Origin of the sequence: Flavobacterium sp. Leaf82 (assembly GCF_001422725.1) — a bacterium.
Classification (GTDB): Bacteria; Bacteroidota; Bacteroidia; order Flavobacteriales; family Flavobacteriaceae; genus Flavobacterium.
This window is the reverse complement of sequence record NZ_LMMA01000013.1, coordinates 1-15,662: the sequence shown is the minus strand read 5'-3', so window position 1 is coordinate 15,662 and position 15,662 is coordinate 1. Positions and strand designations below refer to the sequence as shown.

Here is a 15,662-nt window from a genome sequence, read left to right as displayed (position 1 = left end):
GTTTTTTATATTATATTTTAAATAATTAAGCTCTTCTTTCTTTTAAATCGGTTTCTATCTGAACTTCCATTTTTTTATTGATTTTATAGAAAAACAATAAGGCAACCCCAACTAAAAATGGAATCGCAGGATAAATGCTTACCAATAATTTTATTCCGTTTATGGCGGTATCTGTTTGTATTACTGAATTGGGCGTATAATGAAAATATCCTAAAAACAGAGTCGTTAAAGCTCCTCCAATACTTAAACCCGCTTTTAACCCAACCATCATTGCCGAAAAAATGATGGCTGTTGCGCGGCGATTATTAAGCCATTCTGAATAATCTGCAACATCGGCAATCATTGCCCATAGAATTGGAATTGTGATTCCGTAGAAAAAACCATGAAAGATTTGAGAGAAAAATATCAAACCAATTGAGGTTGGCGAAAAGAAATAAAACGCCATAATAAACAAGGTCGAAATGAATAGGAATAACCCAAATATGTTTCGTTTTCCGTATTTATCTGCCAGACTTTTAGACAATGTAATTCCTACGATCATAAAGATAATTCCGCCGGCATTAAACAATCCAAATCCTGCTGCTATTGGATCATTTCCAAAATGGTTTAATCCTATATTGGATAATACATTTAGAATGGGCTGGATATAGACCGCCAACTGTTGTTTATTGACATAATTCTCAAAATAATACACATACGATCCGCCTTTCATTGCCAGGGTTATAAAAACCAATGTTGTTAAACTCAACATGATTACCCACGGTTTATTTTTCATTAAATCGCTTAAATCTTCTTTTATGCTTGATTTTTGTTCCGGTTTTGGAATAATACGTTCTTTTGTAGTCAAAAAAGTGATCAACAACATAATTGTTCCAATAATTGCCAAAGCTGTCATTACTTTTTCGATACCAATTGCTTTGTCACCGTTTCCGGCACTTTTAATAATACCAAGCATAAAAACCTGAACAAAGAATTGCGCAAACATCACGGCTACAAAACGATAGGACGACAAACTGTTTCTTTCGCGCATATCGCCTGTAATTACACCGCTTAAAGCCGAATAAGGCAAATTGTTACTGGCGTAAAAAAGCAATAATAAAGTATAAGTTATGACGGCATAAATCACTTTTCCCTGATGCGAAAAATCAGGTGTCGAAAAAGCCAATAAAGCAATAATCCCCAATGGAATTGCGGTAATTAAAATCCAGGGTCTGAATTTTCCCCATTTTGTAGTTGTTCTGTCTGCCAGAAATCCAATAATTGGATTAAAAACAAAAGCTGCAATCAAACCTACAACCAGCATTATTATCGAAGAATCAGTTGGCGATAATCCGTAGATATCAGTATAAAAATAAGCCAGATAGGTCATCAGGGTCTGAAAAACTAAATTTGCCGCCAGATCACCTAAACTGTATCCGATTTTTTCTTTAATCGATAATTTTTGAGAAATATAATTCATTATTGGTTTGTGGTTATTGGTTAGTTTAAAGTCAAAAAACTGTTTTTGATTTTATAATAATAAGAATTTATTTTATCATTCCTGATTTCAATTTATATGCTGTAATCTTCTAAATATTAGTGTTATTTATTTTAAACAATCGGTTGTGTAAATTTAGCTAAAAAAACATATTAAGCAAATTTAGTTCACTTTATTTCAACAATAAAATCAAAACAATCGATTGTAAATAGTTTGATGAAAAACTCTTTTTGTGCACTAATTATTCTTTTGCTTCTTTTAGTTCTATCACACTATTGTATGCTTTTTTTGGCTGTAGTTTTGCATCAAACAATAAAGGATAATTTGTTCTTCCTTTTATTGGCCAGTCATTCAGCCAGGATTGTCCATCATGAACTCCCCAAAAAGTTACTCTGCTAATTTTATCCTTGTGTTTTAAAAATAATTTAAAAATGTCTGCATAACGCTGCGCCAATTTGGTTTGCACTGAATCCGGAAGAGTTTCAGGATAAGGGTTCATTTTAGGGTTTCCTTCAAAATTCTGATTCACATCTGCGCCTTTTAAATCCCAAGGATTGGGCAAAACCGTAATATCCAATTCAGTAAAAGCGACTTTAACTCCTAAAGCCGAATATGCTAAAATACTTTTCTCAATTTCTTCCAGCGACGGACTGTTCAATTTCCAATGTGCCTGACTCCCTATTCCGTCAACTTTTCCTCCGGCAGCTTTTATTTTTTTTACCAATGTTATTACACCTTCTCTTTTTGCCGGATCTTCAAGATTATAATCGTTATAATACAAATCTACTTTTGGGTCTGCTTTTGCTGCCAATTTATAGGCATCAATGAGATAACTTTCGCCAAGTGCGTCGAGGAAAACTGTTTTTCTTAAGGTTCCATCTTCATTCAAAGCTTCGTTTACAACATCCCACGAATTAATTTTTCCTTTGTATTTAGAAACAATCGTTGTGATATGATCCTTCATAAAGGCTTTCATTTCTGTACTGTCTTTAATTTTTTCCATCCACGGCGCTAATTGGCTATGCCAAATCAAGGTATGTCCGTGAATAAACATTTTATTTTTTTTGCCAAAATCCACAAATTTATCTGTCAGGGCAAAATCATATTTGTCCTTTTGAGGATGTATAAACATCGACTTCATAATATTTTCTGCCGTAATAGCGTTGAACTCTTTACAAATCAGTGAATCTTCTTTAACATCTTTTTCCTCAATTTGATCAGCACTTAACGCTGTACCAATATAAAAATCGTCTTTGTAGACGTCTTTTAATGAAGTAGTTTCTTTTTGCGAAGTACAACTAAGTGCCAGCAACGTTGTGATGGCAATTAAATAAGGGTTAATAAATCTCATATCTTTTGGTTTAATAGTTAATAGTTTTCAATAGTTTTTCTCAACGGAGACCTGACAGGTTTTAAAAACCTGTCGGGTCTAATCTGTGCTCTTAAATTTGCCATTTTTCCTCTGTCGAAATGACAAATAAAACGTGTTACGTTACGGACTTATTCCTTCTTAAAACTTTCTGGCGGTCCTAAATACGACTCCAAAACTTTTCCTTCTTCAGTTTCTATTACAATTTTCTGAAGCACTAAAGCTGGATCAATCGCATAAATCTTTAAAACGTGGTTTCCAGAGTTGTCAATTTTATACGTTGATGTTATTATTTTGATATTATTCGCAACAGATTCTGCCCAGGCTTTCTCTGAAGAATCTGCGTTGAGGTTCATTACTTGCGGTTTTTCATCATCAAAAGCAATTCCGTATTTCAAGCCGTCACCGATTTTAAAATTTATTGTTGGCGAAAAATAGGCGTACACTTTCACATTTCCTTTATTGAAAAAATGAACATTATATTCTAATCTTGGCGATTTTTCCGAGATTTTAATCGCCTGAATATTCGAAGGTTTTATTGTTATTCCAGAATCTGTTTTACCAAGATTTGGGATTATAGTCCATTTTACTGCATCTGAATTTATTGCTTTAGAATAATTTTTACTTTCTATTGAAATGTAACCTTTGTTCTCAACAAAACCCTGAACATGATCTAAATCTCTATTTTTATTAATCGATATTTCAGTTTTTTGAAAATCGTCAGTAACAATCTTAGTTTTCTCTATTGTTGCAAGATCGATTGTTCTTGTTTTTGGGATTACATTTTTATCTGGTTGCTGCCAATTATCATAGCCAATATGCGTCTGTGACATCATATGATTCCATTTGCCATTTGCTAATTTCGTATGGTAATAATCCGTGAGCAAACTATCTTTTACAAACAGTCCTTTTACCTGCTTTGCATACTCATTCGCGATGGAATTTCCCTGACTTGCATAAAACTGATTTTTAGCCGCAGCAACATACATTTCATTTAAATTAGAACTTGCTAAAACAGGAAATAAAACCAATTGATAAAAAGCATCTTTATATTCCGGTTTCAAATTTTCGTTAATTGAATTCGCTTTTTCAACCAGTTTTTTATAATCTTCCACAACTCGATCTGCTTCATTATAATTGATAATACTGTACGTTTTAGCATCCAGCAATTCTGGTTTTCTGCGTGAATTGTATTTAGTATATAATTTTAAAATTTCGGCAATTTCTTCTGCAAACTGATTATCGAAATTTTCCTTTGCCCAGTTCACATAATATTCATCTAAATTTCCGGCATTAAAATTTTCAGGATTCCACGCCATATCCAGAAAAAACTCTACAGGAAATTCCATTGGTTTTATATCTCCCACATTTACAATCCAGATTTTATCAACGCCATATTGATAGGCTAAATCCATTTGCTCCCACGTGCGCTCAATCTGGTTCGTATTTATCCATTTATAATTTCGTGGTCCTCCAACATAATCATAATGATAATAAATACCGTAACCACCTTTTCTTGGTTTTGAATTCAGTTCCGGTAATTTCCTGATATTACCCCAATTGTCATCACACAACAAAAGCGTAATGTCATCCGGAACCCGCATTCCTTTATCATAATAATCCTGAACCTCTTTATAAAGTGCCCACATTTGTGGTGTTTCCTCAACAGGTTTTTTCGTTACTTCTGTAATAATATCTCTTTGTGTTTTTACGATATTTTCCAGTAATTCAATTGCTGTTCCCTGTGTCATGGGTTCATCGCCATCACCACGCATCCCAACAGTTACAATACTTTCTTTATTGCCCATTCTTTTTATTCCGTCTTTCCAGAACGAAATCAGGTTTTTAGAATTAGTCTTAAAATCCCATTTTCCTTTTCCTAATGCTGACCATTCTGCATGTGCCCTTGCCAAAGGTTCGTGATGCGAAGTTCCCATTACGACTCCATATTCATCAGCCAGGATTGCGTTTTCAGGATCATCGACATAAAACATTCTTCCCCACATTGATGGCCATAAATAATTGCCTTTCATTCGTAGGATCAATTCAAAAACTTTGTCATAGAATTTAGCATTAAATCCGCCATATTTTTCAAATGCCCAACCTGATAATGCAGGAGCTTCATCATTTATAAAAATCCCGCGGTATTTTACTTTTGGTTCTCCTTTTGTGTGAATTCCTGGTATGATATGCAACTCTGATTGTTTCTTAACCGGAACATCTGCCCAGAAATACCAAGGAGAAACGCCTATTTGATTCGATAAATCATAAATGCCGTAAATCGTTCCCCGCTTGTCTGAGCCTGCAATTACTAAGGCTTTTTCAACTCCTTTTATAGGATTATCAACAATTTGAGTGGTGAATTTTTCCCATTTTCCCTTAAGCTGATTGGCGTCAATTTTGCCTTCCTGAACTAATTGATCTATGATTTCACTTTTACCAACTGTTCCTATAATCACAACAAAATCCTTCGATTCTGAAATTTTATTTATTCTTTTTGGATGCAAATCTGAAACTTTAAAAAGATCATTTTCTAAATGTCCTACAACTCGCAAAACTCCTGCAAAATCTTTTTTGCTCACTAAAATCTGAGCTGTTTTTCCTTTTGAAACCAAAGGGAAATTTTTAGCAGAAGCTTGATTCACTACATATTTATCTCCATTTATTGCATGCGATTTTGTACTGATTCCGAAGACAAAAAGCATCAAAATAATTTGCAAAAATTGAGATTTTAAGTAGTTCATCGTTTTATATTTTTTACACCGTTTTTTATTGTCTGTATAAGTGTTTCATTTGTTTAAAACACATAATTAATCTGAAAAATCTAGGCTTTATAAAATTACTTTTAAATTAATTCGCTAATCTATATTTATATGTATTTACAAATCATTGATTTAGTTTATATGCGATTCCCATTTCTAAACCTCTTAATTCTGCAAGACCTTTTAATCTTCCTGTTAAAGAATATCCCGGATAAGTTTCTTTCGTTTTATCTGCTTCATGAAGAAAACCATGATCCGGACGCATAGGCAAACTCACTTTTGTTATATTCATCAACAATAATAGTTTCTCTACAATAACTTCCATTTTTGTATCGCCTTTTAAATGTTCTGATTCCCTGAAAATGGTTTCGCTTTCGCGGAAAGTATTTCGAAGATGTAAAAAGTGAATTCGGTCGCCAAAATTGTCTATAATTCTCTCCAGATTATTATCCGGATTTGCACCTAAAGAACCCGTACAATAACACAATCCATTTGAATTGAAAGGAACAGCATCAAAAATAGCTTTAAGATCCTCTTCTGTAGAAACAATTCGCGGTAAGCCTAAAACCGAAAATGGCGGATCATCCGGATGAATCGCTAATTTTACACCATATTCTGAAGCGACCGGAGCAACTTCTGATAAAAAATGAATAAGATTTGATCTCAGTTTATCATTGTCAATATCAATATAATTATCCAGTAACGAAAGGATTTGTTCTGCCGTAAAATTGATTTTGCTTCCGGGTAATCCCAATAATACATTTTTGAAAAGTAACTCTTTCTCTAATCCCGAAAGTTTGCTCCCAAATTTCAGAGCACTTTCTTTCTGTGTTTCAGAATAATCATTTTCAGCATTGGGTCTTTTTAACAGAAAAACATCAAAATAAGTAAAAGCATCCTGATTGTATAGCAAAGCCTTACTTCCGTCCGGATTTATATAATCATGATTTGTTCTTATCCAATCTAAAATAGGCATGAAATTATAGGTAATAATTTTAATACCACAATCTGATAAATTCTTTATACTGCTTTTATAGTTTTCAATGTATTGCAAATAATTTCCCGTAGCACGTTTTATTTCCTCATGAACCGGCAAACTTTCTACGACTATCCACTCCAATCCTGCGTCTTTAATTATTTGTTGTCTCTCTTTGATATCAGCAACATGCCAAACATCACCAACCGGAATTTGATGTAAAGCGGTTACAATTCCTGTTGCTCCGGCTTGTTTAATGTCGATTAAAGTAACATTATCCTGAGGACCAAACCATCGCATTGTTTGTTGCATTTTTATCATGATCGTTATCTTTAAAATTTAAAAACCAATACTGTTACCGCCATCAACAGGCAAAACGGTTCCGGTTGTGTATTTTGATTCGCTTAAAGCGAAATAATATACAGCATCTGCAATATCAGACGGTTCTCCTAAAAATCCCATTGGCGTTCTGGAGAGCACTTTATTTTTTCTTTCAGGATCATTATCAAGCGCTGCCGAAGACATTTTTGTTTTGATAAATCCCGGTGCAATACAGTTTACGCGAATACCAAACGGAGCTAATTCTACTGCCATTGCTCTTGTCATTGATTCTATCGCGCCTTTACTTGCAGAGTAGGCAATTACTTTTGGGATTCCGTATTGAGATGCCATAGAACTAATGTTTACAATACTTCCGCCTTTATTGGTTTTCATGTTTTTTACAACTTCTCTGCTTACTGCGAAAACACTCAAAAGATTGGTATGAATTACAGATAGAAAATCTTCATCTGTTACTTCTATAAATTCTTTTTTTAGATTGATTCCGGCATTATTAACCAAAATATCAATAGAATTATTTTTTGTAATATTTTCAATCATCGCCGGAATTCCAGATATATCATTCAGATCATATAAAACCGGAATTGCATTTTCTCCAATTTCTGCACAAGCTTCCTCTGTTTTTTCTTTTGATCTTCCAATTATATAAGTTTTGATTCCGTTCTCACATAATTTTTTCGCAGTTGCAAAACCCAAACCTGAATTTCCTCCAGTTACAATCGCAGTTTTTGTACTCATATTTCTTTTATTTATATAATTAATTCCCTGGTGCAAAAGGAAATTTTAATGATTTATAATATTCTAATGATTGTGTTGGTTTCTCAACTCCCACAGGCAAATCCTTATTTGAATATTGCTGAAAATATAACAAACAGGCATCTCTCCACCATTTTGCTTCTTTATACTGAATTTCTAATAACATCTGGACTTCTTTAAAACGTTCGTTATCTATGTATTTCTCTGTTTTACTCCAGATATTCTGCATTTGCTGAACCTGATTTACACCTTCCTGATATTTTAAAGCCATACCGTTCCAAAGTGTTTGACCATTTTTTAATTTATAATCCCAGGAAACATGATGAAACCATAATAAATCTTGTTCAGGACAAGTTTCCAGATTATCAAAAATCTTCTCAACTTCTGTTGCATATTGAGCAGTTACATTCGTTCCGGTTTTTGATCTGTCAAAACCAATTCCGTTTTTATCCGCTTTATGATAGTAAGTCGGATTCCATTCCGGTCTTGATAAATCTGAAACCCAAGGACCCGGACCATAATGATGTCCCGTATCCATAATATGATGTAAACCAAGCGGCGTCATATAATTGACAACTGCCTCACGCGATTTCATCATCATATCCTGAACAGCTTTTATAAAATTTTCATTATTTGAAAAAGTACATCGCAGCCATTCGTTTGCAATAACTTCAGTATCTAAATACGGATCCCAGGCCAATCTGCCAAAGCCGTACCAATTTGCTTGTGCAAAAGGATGTCCGGTCCAGTTAAGATCATTTCCTATATTTGAAACTCCCGCAATTCCGGTTAGTTTATTAGGGTTTAAAGATCCGTCAATTACCTTGGCAACCGTAGAACCTTTGCCTTGCTGATACGTATCTGATTCTAAAACTTCCTGAAATAATTTAGGCAAATAAACCAAGTGAGTACTAAATCCCAAATATTCCTGCGTAATTTGAAACTCAATCATCAAAGGCGTTTTTGGCATTGCTCCAAATAATGGATGAAAAGGTTCTCTTGGCTGAAAATCAATAGCTCCGTTTTTAACCTGAACAATTACATTATCCTTAAATTTTCCGTCATACGGTTGAAATTCAGCATAAGCTTGTTGCGCGCGATCATTTGCATCATGTTCAGAATATACAAAAGCCCTCCACATAATTATGCCTCCAAAAGGTGCAACTGCATCAGCTAACATATTCGCTCCCTCGACATGGTCTTTGCCATAATTTTGAGGCCCGGGCTGACCTTCAGAATTTGCTTTTACCAAAAATCCTCCAAAATCAGGGATTCTTTTATAAATTTCTTTCGCTTTTTCTTTCCACCAATTGGCTACAGCCAAATCATTTGGATCAGCTGTTTTTAATCCTCCAATTTCTATTGGAGCAGAAAATCTTGCAGTTAAATATACTTTAATACCATAAGGACGAAATACACGAGCTAAAGCCTCGACTTTTTCTAAATATTGAGGTGTCAAAATCAAAGCATTTGCATTTACATTAGTCAAAACCGTTCCGTTAATCCCAACTGAGGCATTTGCTCTTGCGTAATCAATATATCTCTGATCGATAAAATCTGGTAATTTTTGCCAGTTCCATAAAGAGAAACCCGCATACCCACGCTCAACGGTTCGGTCTAAATTATCCCAATGATTTAAGATTCTGATATTCGTTTTTGGAGAATCAATAATATTCAAATCTTTAATTGATTTATTGGTTTGAATCAATCTCAGAAAATTATAAATACCATACAAAACAGCAACCTCATTTTTTCCGGTAATTAAAATCTGTTTTTGATTTTTTATTGAAATAGATTTAATAATAAAACCTTCATCATTTATTTTTCCTAAATCTGATACTATAGCTTTTTGAATATCAGAATTTAAAGAGGATTGCGAACCAATGATTAAATTGTCTTGTCCTTCTAATTTTGATCTGACCTCGATTTTATTTCCCAACATATTTGTCAAACCAGATTGTATTTCATTCAAAGAAATCTTTGAGGTTTCTGAATTTCCCAATGATATTATTCCTGTAATAGCCAAATTATATTCCTTAGCAATTTGAGGATTCGTAATCTTATTATATTGAAGCCATAATTTATAATCCTTTTGAGCAAAAGCTGAAAAGGAAATCAAAAGAGACAAGAAAACAAATCTTAATACATTCATGTGTTATTTAATTTTATTCTTAAAATTTTAATTTAAAAAATACATTATTAGAAATAAAACAACAATTGCAATCGGTTGCGTAAAAATATAAGATTGTTATTTAAGAAAAAAATTTTGACTGTCTTTTTTTTGAAAAAAATATTTTGATAACAAATAAAAGCAGGATAATTAAAAAAACTATCCTGCTATAACTGGGTTTAATTCAAGATCTGAATCTCGAAAATTTTATCTTTTATAATACGCCACAATACTGGCTTTTGCCAACGTTTGATTCCAAAGATTAAAACCTACAACAGCAGGATTTGTATTTGCATCAGTTCATAATTTATCCGTTTTAAGAGCATAAACCGTTATGATATATTGATGAAATCCATGTCCCTCAGGCGGGCAAGGTCCTCCAAATCCTTTAATTCCGTAATCAGTAATACTTTGAATTGCTCCTTTAGGTATTAAATTATTCTTTGTTCCTGCATTGGTAACTAATTCGTTGACATTTGCCGGAATATCAAAAACTATCCAGTGCCAAAATCCGCTTCCTGTTGGTGCGTCAGGATCATACATTGTTATTGCAAAACTTTTTGTTCTTTCAGGAGCATTCTTCCATGACAATTGTGGCGATTGATTATCACCTGAACAACCAAATCCATTAAATTCCTGAATTTTAGAAGCTTGACCTCCTAAATCATTACTAGTTAGCGTAAATGTTTTTTGTCCAAAAATTGTTGTGGTGAAAATTAAGCAAAGCACCAAAATTAAATTTACCTTTTTCATTTTACTTTTATTTAAAAATTATTAAGCAAATTTAGATTGCGTAATACTAAATAAAGTTTAGAGAAAGGGTCAAAAAGTAGTCTTAAAAGTTCAATTTTTCTGATGGAATTTTGGCGTAACTCCATACTTTGATTTATAAGCTTGTGTAAAGCTTGATAAATTTTCGTAACCCGCTTCAAAATAAATTTCAGATGGATTTTTTTGTTCTTGCTGAAGTAAATAATGTGCAAATTCAAGTCTTTTATTCTGAAACCATTTTATAGGCGATTCTGAATAATGTTTTTCAAATTCTCTTTTAAAAGTAGATATACTCATATTACATAAAAAAGCCAACTCTTTTAATGTTAGTTTATTGAGATGACTATTTTCGATAACGTGAATAAACTTTTGGGTAGCATTGTGATTGTCTAAATTTAAGGAATAAAGAAATTCAGTGCCATACTTTTCTACTAAATAAAGCATTATTTCCTCAAACTTAACTTCCAGTATTTTATTTTGAAAATCTTTTGAAAGCGTTGAAATACCTACCAGACTTTGCACAAAATGCTTAAGAAATTCATCATATTCAAAAGCAAAAACAGATGTGTATGACGTTGCCTCGATTTTGTTCAATTCCATTTTTCTAATGAATATGGACACCATTTCATTTGTAAAAAACAAAAGCACACTTCTATAATTTGACACATTCGAAAGTCTTTCTGTCATCAGACAATTTCCGGATTTCATTACCAGAAATTTAGATCCATCTATTGATAAAGCCGAATTTTCAAAAATAACTTCTTTTGTTCCTTCAATAAGAAAACTGAATATATTTTGGTTTAAAATGATTTGTTGTTTAGAAACTTCTTTCGAACTGCTGTAATCAAACACCTGAACAAGCTTAGGGTTTTCTAAATTCAATTCATCAGGAATTGTAATGGTATGCATAATACTATTTTGCTGTAGCCTCTAAAGATTTATTTTTATCAGACGATTCTCTGGCAAGTACTTCTGTATTTAAAAAAGTAATTTCTTTAGCATCATCTTCATCACTTTTTGCTGATTTCAAATTTTTTATAATAATCTCAGCAGCAGCTTTTCCCATTTTTTCAGCAGGATGTGTAATTGTCGAAATATTAGGATCAATTATTTGAGAAATTGGATCATTATTAAAACCAATAATCGCTATTTCGTCCGGAACTTTTATTCCTCTTTTTTTCGCTGTTTGAACTGCACTTACTGCTATAATATCTCCAGGTGCAAAAAGTCCATCCGGAATAGGCTCAAGATCAAACAACTGATTGCTCGCCTTTACGCCTTCTTCATAAGTAACCGATTTTAAATTAATGATTAATTCTTCATCAATTGGCAAATTATGATCTTTTAAAGCTTCGATATACCCTCTTTTTCTTTCGTTATAAAGGTTTCCAAATTCTGATCCGGCAGTTAAATGTGCAATACGAATGCAACCTTGTTCAATAAGATGCTTAGTTGCTTTATATCCAGCGGTATAGTTATCAATCACCACTCTAAAAGTATTATAATCTTTAGGAACCCTGTCTACAAATACAAGCGGAATATTATTATTCGAGAATTGTTGAAAATGCGAGGTATCTCTCGTTTCCATTGCTAGCGAACAAATAACACCACTTACACGATTACTATACAGTGATTTAGCCATATTAACTTCTTCAAAATAAGAATCATGAGATTGCATAATAATTACAGTATAATCAGATTTTTGAGCTGTAATTTCAATACCACTAATCAGGGAGGACAAAAAAGGTTGTGTAACGGTTGGAATTAAAACTCCTATGGTTTTTGTCTTATTTCCACGCAAACCAGCAGCTAAAGTATTAGGAACAAAACCCATTTCTTCGGCCGTTTTTTTTACCTTCTTTATTGTTTTATCACTAATCGTGTGATGATCCTTTAAAGCACGCGAAATAGTTGATGTAGCAAGATTTAATCGCTCAGCAATATCGTAAATCGTTACATGTTTATTTTCTTCCATGAAATCAATAATATGAGATGTAAATATAAACTATTTTGTAACAAAGATAATCTTTCGAAAAAAAGCAGTTTTAAATAAAAATGCCTCAATATTACTTCACCCTTAAAAGATAAATAATACAGAGGCATTATGATATGATGAATAATCTCTTATTTGTCTTTTTTGTCTTTTAAGATTTTTCCCTCTTTGGTAAATTCCAAATCGATATTATTTGTTAAATCGACATCAAGATCTTTATGACCATAATCAATATGTGTTATTTTTTCGTTTGGATGATTTTTTGCTACATAATCTTTTACAGCTTCCGGAATAAATGCAGTAGGAATTGTTTTTTTGCCACCGTCAACTTCACGATATGAACCATCCTTCCAAAATTCTATTTCTGTTCCGTCTTTTAATTTAACTTCATATCCTTTTTCGCCGTGTTCAGCATCTTTTTTTACAACGTCAATTTCACTATTTCCAAAGTGCATTTTTAAAAAGTCCTGTGATGGTTTTGGTAATTCAGTGATTTCAATTTTCTTTTGCGCATTTGCCGTTATTCCAAAAACAAGTAATAACAAGGCAATTATAATTATCTTTTTCATAATTTTAATATTTAAATTAGTACTTTTCCTTCACTAATTTACAATAATCAATAATGCGTTCAAATGATTTTAAGAAACCTTTATTATTTTAAAAAGTAAGTTTCTTATAAAGTAACTCATTAAAATTAAAAAAGTTATGACAAAATCTATCACTATAAAAGTAGCTACTATTAATGATTTAGATGGAATAATAAAACTTCAAAAGGCGAATCAAACCTCACAAGGCGGAACATTATCAGGAGAAATAACTTTTGATCAGATTCAGGAAATGATGAGCGATATGCCACAAATTATAGCTGTTGACGATAATGAAATTGTTGGCTTTTTACTGACAACATCACAAGCTGTAAACAGTAATCGAAAAATTCCAATTGTCGATGCTATGTCGGCATCTTATTCTGGTTCTTCAGATTCTTACGTTTATGGACCAATTTGCGTGAGTCAAACTCAGCGCGGAAAAGGATTGGCGCAACTTATGTTTCAGCAACTTTTTAAACTAGAACCTAACCGTGAAGGGATTTTATTTATTAAAAGTGACAATGAATCCTCTATACGGGCACATGAAAAAATGGGAATGAATAAAGTAAGTAGTTTCCATTTTAATAATGCTGATTTTGATGTATATGCGTATTTGTTCGGTTTACCAGAAAACAACAAACATATTTAAATCTGAGTATTAATTTTATAAATAACATTAAATAAAAAACATATGCGATATCTATCCATTCTGATTATCACTTTTCTAATCATTTCCTGTAAAAATGAGACCAAATCTACAACACTTTCTGATTATTTTACCTATCAAAAAAATAATGAAGTAGAATCGGCAGGAGTAAAAATGATTCCAATAAAAACTCCATTGGGAGAATTTAAAGTATGGACAAAACGTTTTGGAAATAATCCTAAAATTAAAGTTCTTTTATTACATGGAGGACCAGCGATGACACATGAATATATGGAATGTTTTGAAACTTTCTTTCAACGCGAAGGATTTGAATTTTATGAATATGATCAATTGGGATCATATTATAGTGATCAGCCAAAAGACAGCAGCTTATGGACGACTGAACGTTTTGTAGAAGAAGTTGAGCAAGTTCGTAAAGCTATTGGAGCTGATAAAAATAATTTTTACGTTCTTGGAAATTCATGGGGAGGAATTCTTGCAATGGAATATGCATTAAAATACCAACAAAATATGAAAGGTTTATTAGTAGCAAATATGATGGCAAGTGCACCGGATTATGGAAAATATGCAGATGAAGTATTAGCCAAGCAAATGAAACCTGAAGTTCTAGCAGAAATTAGAGCACTTGAAGCTAAAAAAGACTTTAGTAATCCACGTTATATGGAATTACTTATTCCTAATTATTACCAACAACATCTTTGTCGATTAAAAGAATGGCCAGATGGATTAAACCGAGCAAGTAAACATGCTAATAATGAGATTTATACTATAATGCAGGGACCAAGCGAATTTGGAATTAGTGGTCGTCTCGCCAAATGGGATATTAAAAATCGTTTACATGAAATTACAATTCCAACCTTAATGATAGGTGCAAAATATGATACGATGGATCCAAAAGCAATGGAAGAACAAAGTAAATTAGTCCAAAAAGGTCGTTATTTATATTGTCCAAATGGAAGTCATTTAGCAATGTGGGATGATCAACAAGTCTTCATGAGTGGTGTAATTACTTTTATAAAAGATGTTGATAAGAAAAAAATTTAAAACACTTTACAGAAAAGAAGTATAAAAAAGTATGATTTTCAGCTTGCAAAAAATCAAAAAAGATTATAAAATTTCCATCTGGATCTTCTCTTTTGATTATTTACATAAAACTTTTTTTATAGGTTTCGCCGGAAATTTAGTTTCATAAATAATGCCATTCTTATCACTAAAGCAACCAAAAAAGACTACTTGAAATTCTTATGAATAAGATTTTCAATTGTTCTTATCAAAAGATAAATGAATATATTTCAGTTATTTCCAAAAAAAAAACTTCAATTAGCGTTAGCCAATTGAAGTTTTAGTACTCAGAGCGGGACTTGAACCCGCACGAACATTGCTGTTCACTGGATTTTAAGTCCAGCGTGTCTACCAATTTCACCATCCGAGCATAATGTGGTNAGTACTCAGAGCGGGACTTGAACCCGCACGAACATTGCTGTTCACTGGATTTTAAGTCCAGCGTGTCTACCAATTTCACCATCCGAGCATAATGTGGTACCTCCAGGGATCGAACCAGGGACACATGGATTTTCAGTCCATTGCTCTACCATCTGAGCTAAGGTACCTTATTTTATTTATTACTTATAAATAAAATTTTGAATAAAAAACCCTGATTCTTTGGAATCAGGGTTTTTAAAAAGAAAGGCGACGACATACTCTCCCACATAACTGCAGTACCATCTGCGCAGGCGGGCTTAACTACTCTGTTCGGGATGGGAAGAGTAATAATATCGCTGCAGAAGCCGGATTA

Annotated in this window: 11 protein-coding genes, 3 tRNA genes, 1 rRNA gene and 1 pseudogene; 2 read left to right on the top strand and 14 right to left on the bottom strand. The window is 32.8% G+C overall.

Features of this window, described 5'->3' with window-relative positions; translation table 11 throughout:
* Positions 1–25 precede the first annotated feature (25 nt).
* From ASF10_RS11240 to ASF10_RS11195, 10 genes and pseudogenes are all read right to left on the bottom strand, one after another.
* The gene (locus tag ASF10_RS11240) at positions 26–1,459 is read right to left on the bottom strand and encodes an MFS transporter (RefSeq protein WP_056249023.1); all 1,434 of its coding nucleotides are present in this window, start codon (positions 1,457–1,459) and stop codon (positions 26–28) included.
* Positions 1,460–1,718: 259 nt separating this feature from the next.
* The gene (locus ASF10_RS11235) at positions 1,719–2,828 is read right to left on the bottom strand and encodes an endo-1,4-beta-xylanase (RefSeq protein WP_056249020.1); all 1,110 of its coding nucleotides are present in this window, start codon (positions 2,826–2,828) and stop codon (positions 1,719–1,721) included.
* Between the two features lie 149 nt (positions 2,829–2,977).
* Positions 2,978–5,590 carry a glycosyl hydrolase 115 family protein gene (locus ASF10_RS11230; protein WP_082472421.1) on the bottom strand — a complete coding sequence of 871 codons (2,613 nt, stop codon included), beginning with the start codon at positions 5,588–5,590 and terminating at the stop codon, positions 2,978–2,980.
* A 142-nt stretch (positions 5,591–5,732) separates the two neighbouring features.
* Positions 5,733–6,896: a mannonate dehydratase gene (gene uxuA, locus ASF10_RS11225; protein ID WP_117611370.1), complete on the bottom strand. Its 1,164-nt coding sequence runs from the start codon at positions 6,894–6,896 to the stop codon at positions 5,733–5,735.
* A 27-nt stretch (positions 6,897–6,923) separates the two neighbouring features.
* Positions 6,924–7,661 (bottom strand): SDR family NAD(P)-dependent oxidoreductase, encoded by a 738-nt coding sequence (locus ASF10_RS11220; protein ID WP_056249015.1) that lies wholly within the window; start codon positions 7,659–7,661, stop codon positions 6,924–6,926.
* A 19-nt stretch (positions 7,662–7,680) separates the two neighbouring features.
* Positions 7,681–9,831 carry an alpha-glucuronidase family glycosyl hydrolase gene (locus ASF10_RS11215; protein WP_056249012.1) on the bottom strand — a complete coding sequence of 717 codons (2,151 nt, stop codon included), beginning with the start codon at positions 9,829–9,831 and terminating at the stop codon, positions 7,681–7,683.
* 225 nt (positions 9,832–10,056) lie between these two features.
* Positions 10,057–10,602 (bottom strand): annotated as a pseudogene (locus ASF10_RS11210) (YbhB/YbcL family Raf kinase inhibitor-like protein).
* A gap of 90 nt (positions 10,603–10,692) precedes the next feature.
* Complete coding sequence (locus ASF10_RS11205; RefSeq protein ID WP_056249010.1) at positions 10,693–11,529, bottom strand: helix-turn-helix domain-containing protein; 837 nt, start codon at positions 11,527–11,529, stop codon at positions 10,693–10,695.
* A gap of 4 nt (positions 11,530–11,533) precedes the next feature.
* Entirely contained in the window at positions 11,534–12,595 is a 1,062-nt protein-coding gene (locus ASF10_RS11200) for a LacI family DNA-binding transcriptional regulator (RefSeq protein WP_056249008.1), read from the bottom strand.
* 149 nt (positions 12,596–12,744) lie between these two features.
* Positions 12,745–13,182 carry a PepSY-like domain-containing protein gene (locus ASF10_RS11195; protein ID WP_056249006.1) on the bottom strand — a complete coding sequence of 146 codons (438 nt, stop codon included), beginning with the start codon at positions 13,180–13,182 and terminating at the stop codon, positions 12,745–12,747.
* Between the two features lie 136 nt (positions 13,183–13,318).
* On the opposite strand from ASF10_RS11195, the gene ASF10_RS11190 reads away from it, so the two are divergent.
* Together ASF10_RS11190 and ASF10_RS11185 are read left to right on the top strand one after the other, a co-directional pair.
* Positions 13,319–13,849 (top strand): GNAT family N-acetyltransferase, encoded by a 531-nt coding sequence (locus ASF10_RS11190; RefSeq protein ID WP_056249004.1) that lies wholly within the window; start codon positions 13,319–13,321, stop codon positions 13,847–13,849.
* Positions 13,850–13,891: 42 nt separating this feature from the next.
* Positions 13,892–14,911 (top strand): proline-specific peptidase family protein, encoded by a 1,020-nt coding sequence (locus ASF10_RS11185; protein WP_056249001.1) that lies wholly within the window; start codon positions 13,892–13,894, stop codon positions 14,909–14,911.
* A gap of 302 nt (positions 14,912–15,213) precedes the next feature.
* On the opposite strand, the gene ASF10_RS11180 is transcribed toward ASF10_RS11185, so the two are convergent.
* The 4 genes from ASF10_RS11180 to rrf all read right to left on the bottom strand — a co-directional run bounded on the left by ASF10_RS11180 (position 15,214) and on the right by rrf (position 15,662).
* A tRNA-Leu gene (locus tag ASF10_RS11180) sits at positions 15,214–15,299 on the bottom strand.
* A gap of 13 nt (positions 15,300–15,312) precedes the next feature.
* Positions 15,313–15,398, bottom strand: a tRNA-Leu gene (locus ASF10_RS11175).
* Positions 15,399–15,404: 6 nt separating this feature from the next.
* Positions 15,405–15,477, bottom strand: a tRNA-Phe gene (locus ASF10_RS11170).
* 74 nt (positions 15,478–15,551) lie between these two features.
* Positions 15,552–15,662: ribosomal RNA gene (gene rrf / locus ASF10_RS11165) — 5S ribosomal RNA — on the bottom strand.

Coding starts and splice junctions, on each gene's coding strand:
- ASF10_RS11235 (WP_056249020.1), bottom strand. CDS start 2,828: ATGAGATTTATTAACCCTTATTTAATTGCCATCACAACGTTGCTGGCA.
- ASF10_RS11200 (WP_056249008.1), bottom strand. CDS start 12,595: ATGGAAGAAAATAAACATGTAACGATTTACGATATTGCTGAGCGATTA.
- ASF10_RS11230 (WP_082472421.1), bottom strand. CDS start 5,590: ATGAACTACTTAAAATCTCAATTTTTGCAAATTATTTTGATGCTTTTT.
- ASF10_RS11215 (WP_056249012.1), bottom strand. CDS start 9,831: ATGAATGTATTAAGATTTGTTTTCTTGTCTCTTTTGATTTCCTTTTCA.
- uxuA (WP_117611370.1), bottom strand. CDS start 6,896: ATGCAACAAACAATGCGATGGTTTGGTCCTCAGGATAATGTTACTTTA.
- ASF10_RS11195 (WP_056249006.1), bottom strand. CDS start 13,182: ATGAAAAAGATAATTATAATTGCCTTGTTATTACTTGTTTTTGGAATA.
- ASF10_RS11240 (WP_056249023.1), bottom strand. CDS start 1,459: ATGAATTATATTTCTCAAAAATTATCGATTAAAGAAAAAATCGGATAC.
- ASF10_RS11205 (WP_056249010.1), bottom strand. CDS start 11,529: ATGCATACCATTACAATTCCTGATGAATTGAATTTAGAAAACCCTAAG.
- ASF10_RS11190 (WP_056249004.1), top strand. CDS start 13,319: ATGACAAAATCTATCACTATAAAAGTAGCTACTATTAATGATTTAGAT.
- ASF10_RS11185 (WP_056249001.1), top strand. CDS start 13,892: ATGCGATATCTATCCATTCTGATTATCACTTTTCTAATCATTTCCTGT.
- ASF10_RS11220 (WP_056249015.1), bottom strand. CDS start 7,661: ATGAGTACAAAAACTGCGATTGTAACTGGAGGAAATTCAGGTTTGGGT.